This window comes from Flavobacterium columnare NBRC 100251 = ATCC 23463, from assembly GCF_002530675.1.
Classification (GTDB): Bacteria; Bacteroidota; Bacteroidia; order Flavobacteriales; family Flavobacteriaceae; genus Flavobacterium; species Flavobacterium columnare.
The window spans coordinates 1-9,598 of the sequence record NZ_PCMX01000096.1; the positions used below are offsets into that span (position 1 = coordinate 1).

General features: G+C 32.6%; 10 protein-coding genes and 1 pseudogene. 4 read left to right on the forward strand and 7 right to left on the reverse strand.

The features are described from left to right. Window positions 1-20: 20 nt before the first annotated feature. The 7 genes and pseudogenes from B0A78_RS11950 to xrtF form a co-directional block, all read right to left on the reverse strand. A pseudogene (locus B0A78_RS11950) lies at window positions 21-521 on the reverse strand (SulP family inorganic anion transporter); the annotation flags it as partial. A 61-nt stretch (window positions 522-582) separates the two neighbouring features. Then, window positions 583-900 (reverse strand): hypothetical protein, encoded by a 318-nt coding sequence (locus B0A78_RS11955; protein WP_060381793.1) that lies wholly within the window; start codon window positions 898-900, stop codon window positions 583-585. Window positions 901-966: 66 nt separating this feature from the next. Next, a complete protein-coding gene (locus B0A78_RS11960) occupies window positions 967-1,305 on the reverse strand; it encodes a heavy-metal-associated domain-containing protein (RefSeq protein ID WP_065213015.1) in 339 nt (112 codons plus the stop codon). A 57-nt stretch (window positions 1,306-1,362) separates the two neighbouring features. Next, on the reverse strand, window positions 1,363-3,360 hold the full coding sequence (locus tag B0A78_RS11965) for a TonB-dependent receptor plug domain-containing protein (protein WP_097609703.1): 1,998 nt from the start codon (window positions 3,358-3,360) through the stop codon (window positions 1,363-1,365). Between the two features lie 67 nt (window positions 3,361-3,427). Then, window positions 3,428-3,832, reverse strand: a complete 405-nt coding sequence (locus B0A78_RS11970) for an HYC_CC_PP family protein (protein ID WP_014164862.1) — start codon at window positions 3,830-3,832, stop codon at window positions 3,428-3,430. Window positions 3,833-3,879: 47 nt separating this feature from the next. Next, a complete protein-coding gene (locus B0A78_RS11975; RefSeq protein WP_014164863.1) occupies window positions 3,880-4,332 on the reverse strand; it encodes an exosortase F system-associated membrane protein in 453 nt (150 codons plus the stop codon). Next, the gene (gene xrtF / locus B0A78_RS11980) at window positions 4,307-4,855 is read right to left on the reverse strand and encodes an exosortase family protein XrtF (protein WP_165688647.1); all 549 of its coding nucleotides are present in this window, start codon (window positions 4,853-4,855) and stop codon (window positions 4,307-4,309) included. The genes B0A78_RS11975 and xrtF overlap by 26 nt, the downstream gene beginning before the upstream one ends. 73 nt (window positions 4,856-4,928) lie before the next feature. On the opposite strand from xrtF, the gene B0A78_RS11985 reads away from it, so the two are divergent. From B0A78_RS11985 to B0A78_RS12000, 4 genes are all read left to right on the forward strand, one after another. Further along, window positions 4,929-5,384: a GAF domain-containing protein gene (locus tag B0A78_RS11985; RefSeq protein WP_014164865.1), complete on the forward strand. Its 456-nt coding sequence runs from the start codon at window positions 4,929-4,931 to the stop codon at window positions 5,382-5,384. Window positions 5,385-5,486: 102 nt separating this feature from the next. Beyond that, a complete protein-coding gene (gene rpsO, locus B0A78_RS11990) occupies window positions 5,487-5,756 on the forward strand; it encodes a 30S ribosomal protein S15 (RefSeq protein WP_014164866.1) in 270 nt (89 codons plus the stop codon). A gap of 156 nt (window positions 5,757-5,912) precedes the next feature. Further along, entirely contained in the window at window positions 5,913-8,081 is a 2,169-nt protein-coding gene (locus B0A78_RS11995) for a polyribonucleotide nucleotidyltransferase (RefSeq protein ID WP_014164867.1), read from the forward strand. Between the two features lie 126 nt (window positions 8,082-8,207). Then, entirely contained in the window at window positions 8,208-9,071 is an 864-nt protein-coding gene (locus B0A78_RS12000) for a sigma-70 family RNA polymerase sigma factor (protein WP_014164868.1), read from the forward strand. The last annotated feature ends 527 nt before the right edge of the window (window positions 9,072-9,598 follow it).

The following is a 9,598-nucleotide window of genomic DNA, read 5'->3' on the forward strand; positions in this document are numbered from 1 at the left end:
TTTGGTTTTGCTGATTATACTATAACCGAAAACAATTCAGAAAAAGTATTTTCTCCATCGGGTTGCAAAAAAGCTAAATCACCTTCATAATCCTTATCATAACCAAAGGCATGAGGCAATTGTTTTAAAAATATAATAACTCCTATACCTGCTAACATTCCTTCAATTACATTATTAGGGAAATAATTAGATATAGCTCCTGCTTTTAGAAATCCTAAAATTATTTGAATAATTCCTGCTATAAAAACAGCTAATAAAAAAACATTAAAAGCTCCTAAATCCGAAATTGCTGTTAAAACAATTGCAGTAAGTCCAGCCGCAGGTCCTGAAACAGAGAGATGTGATTTACTTAAATAACCTACCACTATACCTCCCACTACTCCTGAAATAACTCCTGCAAACAAAGGAGCTCCAGAAGCTAACGCAATACCTAAACACAAAGGCAATGCCACTAGGAAAACCACTAGTCCTGCTGGCAAGTCAGAACCAAGGTTTCCAAAAATATTTATTTTTTTTGTCATCCTAATTAAATTTAAATCCATAAAACATTTGAGCATAAAAAACACTCAACTCATTTTTGCCTTAAATCCATTCAGGAGGTAATATCTGCAATGTAAATTCAGTAGTATAATCTAACAAAAGATACATATCTACAACTTTTTGTAAATCTGTAAAATTAGAAGTTATTTGATAGTCAATAAAAAAAGAAATAAATTCCGTTTTTATTTCCTTAATTTCTTTTGTTTCTTTAGATTCTTTAGTAGACTCTTCTTCCTCTTCTTCTTCTAGTAAAACCAATGATAACTTAGCTCCCTTCTCTCTATCTACCAAAGAAATAACACTTGGAGTAAATTGAAAAAGGAATAAAAATAGTAACACTATTTTAATTAATGGTTTCATAGAGCTAAAATACCAAATATAATATTCATTTTATAATTAATAAGTTTTTTTTAACACGCTTTTTATTTATTTCCGTTCATATTGACAGCAACCATGAAGTTTTTCGTAGTCTTCTTGATTTGCTTTTACATTTTTAGTATCATGTCCTATTTTACCTATAGCTTTCTCTATATCTAACAATGTACATTTTTCCTCATTTATCACTAAATGTAATGTTTTGCCTTCAATAGCATACTGTGCCATTTTTACTCCTGAAATAGAAAAAGCAGCTTTTTCTATTCGTTTTTTACACATTTCACAATTACCATTTACCTCTATATCATATTTTGCATTTTTATTTTTTTTCTCTTGAGAAAAACTCAAAATACTCATCAATACTGCTAAAATTAGAACTATCTTTTTCATTTTTTTTAAAATATAAGATTTTTAAAACGTATTGAATATTATTCAATTGAATCACCCTTAATTTACTTTAAAACGCAAACCAGTGTAAATCATTTGCCCAAAAATGGGTGCGTATACTACTGAACTATCAAAATTTTCTCCAAATGGATTTTCTGCTCCTACAATAGCCTTTTGTTGTTTATAGTTACTTAAATTTTCAACTCCTGTATATATCTCAAAGGCTGAAGAAAATGCATGGGTTATCTGTGAATTCATTACCACAAAATCAGATGATAATGATGCTAATTCTAGATTTGTATTAGGCAATTGTTGTTTACCTGTCCAATTCAAGGTAAAATCAAAACGCCATTGCTTGCCGTTTTCTTTTCCCTTTGTTGCGTATTCTATATTAGAAAAAAAACGATGTTTTGCTTGTAAAGGACGTTGGTATCGACCTAAATTATAATCCGTTTTGATGTCATATAATTTATATGCTGAACGTAGGTTCAATCGTTTAATAATTTCTATATTAAATTCCGCTTGAAAACTATTGGCAAACGAACTTCCTTCCAGATTATAAAAATTTACATCTTGATACGATTGTAAAACATCTACCACCACTTGATTTTGAAAATCAGTACGATAAAAATCTACCGATGCATCAGCATTCATACCCAAAATCCGAAACTTCTGCAAAAAACCCATACCATAATTCCACGCTATTTCTGGGTACAAACCATAAATCTTACCTGAATCTCCTAAAACATTCAAATTTCTATTACTTGCAAAAAGGGCTTGATTTTCAGCAAAAATATTAGCGGCTCGTTTCCCTCTTCCTATTGAAACTCTAAAAACAGCATCTTTCCATGGATTATAACGAGCATGAATACGAGGCGTTATAAAAAAACCTAAACGATTATGATAATCCGCACGCCCCCCTAAAATCACACTAAATTTATCCATATTATCATACGTGTACTCAAAAAACATTCCTATAGAATTATCTCTTCGACTTACATCTCGTCCTAAAACAAATTCATTATAATCGTCCAAAGTAAAATTCAAACCCGTAGCAAATTTGTTCATTGTATTATGTATGATCGAATTAAAAATTAAATTAGAATACAAACTATTTTGTTTAATTTCATAGGTTCTTAATCCAAAATAAGAATTTTGATTATGTGTAGTGAATGCGTTTTGAAAACCAATGCTCTGATAAGGAGCCTCTTTCCAAACATAACCAATTTTAGAAGAAAAATCCACTCGATGTGTATTAATCTCGGCTCCCCATTTATTTTTAGTTAACTTATCTTTTATGGGATTAAATCCCGTTTGTCCTGCTTGTTTTTCATCTTTCATATAGCGAAAATTCAAGAAACTTACCCACCCTGTTTCAGGGTTAGCATATTGCCAACGATTCATCACATTTACTTGACGCCCTAATGGATTATCCAAAAACCCATCCTTGTTCATATCCTTTTTAGACACCCTCATATTGGAATGCACTAATAAAAGAGTACTCCACTTAGCACCTACTTTTTGTGCCAAATGTGTATTTAATTCAAAACGAGAATCAGTAGACCCATAAAAATTCAAGTAAAAAGGTATTTCTTTAGCTGGCTTTAGCAACTCCGTGTTTATCTGACCCGAAATACTTTCGTACCCATTAATTACACTTCCTGCGCCTTTTGTAACTTGAATACTTTCTACCCAAGTCCCTGGAGTAAAAGACATACCATACGCCTGTGAAGCACCACGAATAGAGGGAATATTTTCTTCAGCAATTAACAAATAAGGAGAAGTCAAACCTAGCATTTTTATCTGCTTGGTACCCGTTAAAGCATCTGAATAATTAACATCAATAGTAGGATTCGTTTCAAAGCTTTCAGCTAAATTACAGCAGGCCGCTTTTAATAATTCTTTACTAGATAGAACAGTAATATTAGTAGTTTTTAATAAGGATTTTTGTATTGTATTGCGTTTAGAATCAACTGTTATCGTTTTTAAAGTGTCTATCTTTTGCCCCAATAACACAGTGCTAACTAGTGAACACGTAAATAAATAGATAGATTTCATTATTTTAATTAATTAGTAAAACATCTCCTATAGAAAAAAATTTCCGAAACAAATTTCACTAAGTTAATTAAGCATAAAATAGTAATTTAGAATATAACTCATAAAGTGGTGGTGCATGAGTATTACAGTAATAAGCGGGTAGACTACCTACTATTATTTGTTCTGCTATACAATTATCAAACACACCCCCTCCTCCTTCTATGATTATAAAAGGAAGTAATTTAAACTGAAATGAGTGAATTAAAACATTTTCCGAAGTAGTCTTTTTAATTTCTACTTTTTTATCCTTACAACAAGAATCTTCTACTGACATTTTATCCCCACAACAACCTGAATCATTCCTTTTTTCAAGATTATCAACAGAAATAGCAGCTACTACTTCACCGCAATAATGCACATTAATTGCCAACCCTGTATTGGAAACCAACACAAGTAATGTTAAACAAATATTTATAAAATTGCGAAACTTCATCAGTACAAATATAATCATAATTCTTTCCAAGAATCCACAACAAGTTGTTAATTAAATTTTGAATTTTTCTCTTGATAGTAAAACGCTGGAATAAACAAAATTAAAAACAAGGGCTGAATCAAAAAGCGACGTATATAAAACAAGATCATTACATACGTTTCATCACAAAAACATAAAACTAAAAAAATCAGAAACATCAAAAAAACAAAAAAGAAAACATACAAAATAACCGCTATTTTAATTATTGATATTTCCTGAAATAACACATAGAGAATTAGCAAGCTTGCTATCGTATTTAATCCATAACGAATTAACCAATTCAGCAAAAGATCAAACGAATCATACTGTGGATATAATGTTCCTTGAAATTCACTTTTAAAATATCTTATGAACGGATCATAAAACCAAGTTGATTCATAATTCCTAATCAACATCAAAACAACTAAGGAAAAAATCCCTACTATAAGTCTGTACTTATGTTGAAGCAAATTTTGAAACATATTCAGCGTATTTTTTTATCCAATATAACCAAAACAAACATACTATACCATAAATAATGACAGGAAATAGAACTCCATGCAAAAAATGTTCATATTGGGGATATAAACTACAAAGAACAACCAATAAAGCTATTCGTAAGATATTTACAACATATATAAAAACACTTCCAAACAACAAAAACACGAATGTCTGTTGAAAACCTGTAGAAAACGCTATTACAAAAGCATCAAAAAGAACAATAACACTAATTGAATTACATCCTTCTATTATACGAGCTATATACTCCCCTTCAAAATACAATTGATATTGTTCATTAAAAGCATCTTCTACAATATAAACTCTCTGCTCAAAAAAAAGAAGTATTTTTTCTGTAGCACAAGATACATTTCTAGTAAACCCGTCAACTTGATGTACAAAACCAGACAAATACAGCCTATAAAGTATGGTAAGTACCAGATAAGAGAAAAAAAACTTTCCTAAAAAAAGGAAAAAAGGCTGATACTGTTTTATGAGTGTCTTCAAATAAATATTTTTTAACAAATTTATATAATTTTAAAAAAACAAGTGATCTACATTTGCAAAAAACTTAAAGATCATGGAATTTGAAAATCTAAAACCACAAATCATATCCATTACAACTAATAGTACATTTTCGAAAGATGAAAAATTATTAAACATCTGTCAGTTATTACAGGATCATATTTCGTACTATAATTGGGTAGGCTTTTATTTTGCTAATCACGAAACACGCACTTTACATTTAGGTCCTTACGTAGGAGCAGAAACAGATCACACAGTTATCCCATTTGGCAAAGGAATTTGCGGACAAGTTGCAGAATCCAACGCTAACTTTGTTGTGCCTGATGTAAAAGCTCAGGATAATTACATAGCTTGTAGCTTTACTGTAAAATCTGAAATTGTCGTTCCTTTATTTGTAAATGGCATAAACATTGGTCAAATAGACATTGATAGCCACGTATTAAATCCTTTTACAGAAGCCGATGAACGTTTTTTAGAATTTGTAAATTCAGAAGTTGCTAAAATATTTTAAAAATTTTTATAATTCCTGTTTTATAATTCATAATTATTTTTAAATTTGCGTCCGTATCGAGAAAATCTCGGTCTACATAATAATCATTTAAATAATATTAGCATGTATTTATCAAAAGAGAAAAAAGCTGAAATCTTCGCTCAACACGGAGGGAAAGCTCAAAACACAGGTTCTGCAGAAGGGCAAGTAGCTTTATTTACTTTTAGAATTAACCACCTAACTGAGCACTTGAAAAGAAATCGTCATGATTACAACACAGAGCGCTCGTTAGTAAAACTAGTAGGTAAAAGAAGATCTCTTCTTGACTACTTAAAAAACAAGGATATCAATAGATATCGTGCGATTATCAAAGAATTAAACATCAGAAAATAATCCAGATGAAAAGAGGTGCCCGCGCGCCTCTTTTTATTTTTTAAATATTTTACAACAAAAGTTTGGTTTTTCATTGGGTTTCAAACAACTACACACAACACAACAACACAACAACACAACTAGAACCCATTGTTTAATTTAACAAAAAAAGATTTTATGATCCCAAAAGTATTTCAAGAGGTTATCGATTTAGGAGACGGAAGAACCATCACAATCGAAACTGGGAAATTAGCCAAACAAGCCGATGGGTCTGTAGTTGTGCGAATGGGCGATGCTATGCTTTTAGCAACAGCTGTTTCTGCTAGAACAGCTAACCCTGGAATAGATTTTCTACCTCTAACAGTAGATTATCGCGAAAAATTTGCTGCAGCAGGTCGTTTTCCTGGAGGCTTCTTCAAAAGAGAAGCACGTCCTAGCGACAGCGAAGTGTTAACCATGCGCTTAGTAGACCGCGTATTACGCCCTTTATTCCCAGATGACTACCATGCTGAAACACAAATCATGATCCAATTAATGTCTCATGATGACGATGTTATGCCCGATGCACTAACAGGTTTGGCTGCTTCAGCATCATTAGCCGTTTCAGATATCCCTTTTTATAACTTTATTTCAGAAGTTCGAGTAGGTCGCGTAGACGGCAAATTAATCATTAACCCTAACAGAACACAACTTGAAAAATCCGATATTGACATGATGATCGGAGCTTCCAAAGATTCTGTTTGCATGGTAGAAGGTGAAATGAAAGAAATTTCAGAAGCCGAAATGATAGAAGCTATTAAATTTGCTCATGAAGCCATCAAAGCTCAAATTGAAGCACAAGAAAAATTACGTGCAGCCATTGGCACTCTAACCTACCGCGAATACGAAGCAGAAAAAAACAACGAAGCCGTTTACAACAAAGTAAAAGAAGCTTGTTATGAAAAATTTTACGCAGTAGCTCAAGAAGCGTCTGCAAAACATGAAAGAGGTGAAAAATTTGCAGCTATTGCAGAAGAAGTAAAAGCCTTATATTCAGAAGAAGAATATACTGAAAACGAAGATTTAAAAGAATTAGTAAGCAGATATATCTACAAAACACAAAAAGCAGCTGTTCGTAACGTAATTCTTGAACAAGGAACTCGTCTAGACGGCCGTAAAACAACTGAAATCCGTCCAATTTGGTCTGAAATCGATTATTTACCATCTGCTCATGGTTCAGCCATTTTCACACGTGGTGAAACACAAGCTTTAGCTACTGTAACCCTAGGCACCTCTAGAGAAGCCAACGTTATTGATTTACCTTCTGAACAAGGTGAAGAGCGCTTTTACTTACACTATAACTTCCCTCCTTTTTCTACAGGTGAAGCAAAACCATTAAGAGGTACTTCACGTCGTGAAATCGGACATGGTAATTTAGCACAACGCGCACTTAAAAACATGATTCCGTCAGATTGTCCTTATACCATTCGCGTTGTATCAGAAGTTTTAGAATCTAACGGTTCTTCTTCTATGGCAACCGTATGTTCAGGAACGTTAGCATTAATGGATGCTGGTGTACAAATGATTAAACCTGTTTCTGGTATTGCAATGGGACTTATTACAGACGGAGAAAAATTTGCCGTATTATCAGACATCTTAGGCGATGAAGACCACTTAGGTGATATGGATTTCAAAGTAACAGGTACAGCCGATGGTATCACAGCTTGCCAAATGGATATTAAGATTGATGGACTACGTTACGACATCATGGAACAAGCATTGGCTCAAGCTCGTGATGGACGTATGCACATCCTAAACAAAATCATTGAAACCATTGCAGAACCAAGAACCGCTGTTAAACCAAAAGCACCAAAAATCATCATGAGCTCTATTCCAGCCAGTATGATTGGAGCATTTATTGGCCCAGGAGGTAAAAATATTCAGGAATTACAAAAATCTACTGAAACGACCATTGTATTAACAGAAGAAGGAGACAAAGGAATTGTTGAAATCCTAGGAACCAACCAAACAGGTATAGACGCTGTCTTAGCTAAAATTGAAGCCATGATATTCAAACCTCAATTAGGCGAAGCTTACGAAGTAAAAGTAACTAAAATGCTTGACTTTGGCGCAGTAGTAGAATACACCAGAGCACCTGGAAATGAAGTCTTATTACACGTTTCTGAATTAGCTTGGGAACGCACAGAAAAACCTAGTGACGTAATCAATTTAGGAGATGTCTTTATGGTTAAATATTTAGGCATAGACCCTAAAAATAAAAAAGAAAAAGTTTCAAAAAAACAATTACTTCCTCGCCCTCCTCGCGAAGAAAAAAAAGATGATAAAAAAACAAACCCACAAGGTTAATTAATTTTATTAATTCAAATAGCGAAACCTCGAAAAAAATTTCGAGGTTTTTTTATTTTTTTGTAACTTTTTATCAACTCTTTACGTATAACTATTACAACTTTTAAAAAGCAAGGAGATTTTTAAATGAGACAGCTCAAAATTACTAAGCAGGTAACCAATCGTGAAACTGCTTCCCTAGACAAATACCTACAAGAAATTGGTAAAGTAGATTTAATCACTGCAGATGAAGAAGTGGAATTAGCACAACGCATCAAGGCTGGTGATCAAAGAGCCTTAGAAAAATTAACAAAAGCCAACTTACGTTTCGTAGTATCCGTAGCAAAACAATATCAAAATCAAGGTTTAACTCTTCCCGATTTAATCAATGAAGGAAATTTAGGATTGATTAAAGCAGCTCAACGTTTTGATGAAACACGTGGTTTCAAATTTATCTCATACGCTGTATGGTGGATTCGTCAATCTATACTACAAGCTTTAGCAGAACAATCTCGTATTGTACGCCTTCCTTTAAACAAAATTGGTTCTATTAACAAAATCAATAAAATGTATGCTCTCCTAGAGCAATCTAATGAACGCGCTCCATCTGCTGAAGAAATAGCAGCTGAGTTAGACATGACTGTAAATGACGTAAAAGAATCAATGAAAAACTCAGGACGCCATTTATCTATGGATGCCCCATTAGTAGAAGGTGAAGATTCTAATTTATATGATGTACTACGATCTGGAGAGTCACCAAATCCTGATAGAGAATTGATTCATGAATCGTTACGTACCGAAATTGAACGTTCGTTAGAAACCCTAACTCCTCGCGAAGCCGATGTCGTTCGTTTATATTTTGGATTAGGCGACCAACATCCTATGACCTTAGAAGAAATTGGGGAGACTTTTGATTTAACCCGCGAACGTGTTCGTCAAATTAAAGAAAAAGCAATCCGAAGATTAAAACATACCTCTAGAAGCAAAATCTTAAAAACCTACCTTGGTTAGAGTATTTTTTTCTAAAAATCATTAACTTTGTAATCCGTATAAAAGTTATAATTAAAAAAAATATATACAGCAACAACAGTCTAAGACTGTTCGTTTTTTGATTGATGATTGAAACTCCGGCTGATTACCGGAGTTTTATTTTATATCCAATTCATAGAATAATTACAAACCATACTCACTAAACACAAACCCATCAATAGAAATTCATTAAAAATAAAAAGAACTTTAAATCTAAAAAAGTATTCTTTTTTACCTATAACAAAACTACATCTGTAAAAAAATCCTTTATATTACTTCCTCCTTTTACTTTTTTATTATAAAATCTAAAACATACCCCCTCCTAAATAAACAAAAACCTTATTTTATATTTTTATAACAAAAACTTGTTTTTATAAAACAAACCCACTATATTTGACTTAATCATATTTCCATAAATGGTTGTTATTATCAAAAACAAAATATGTCATGAAACCACAAAACCCAAACGATCCTACTCAAATTGGTTCATACCTAACAAAACCCACCCC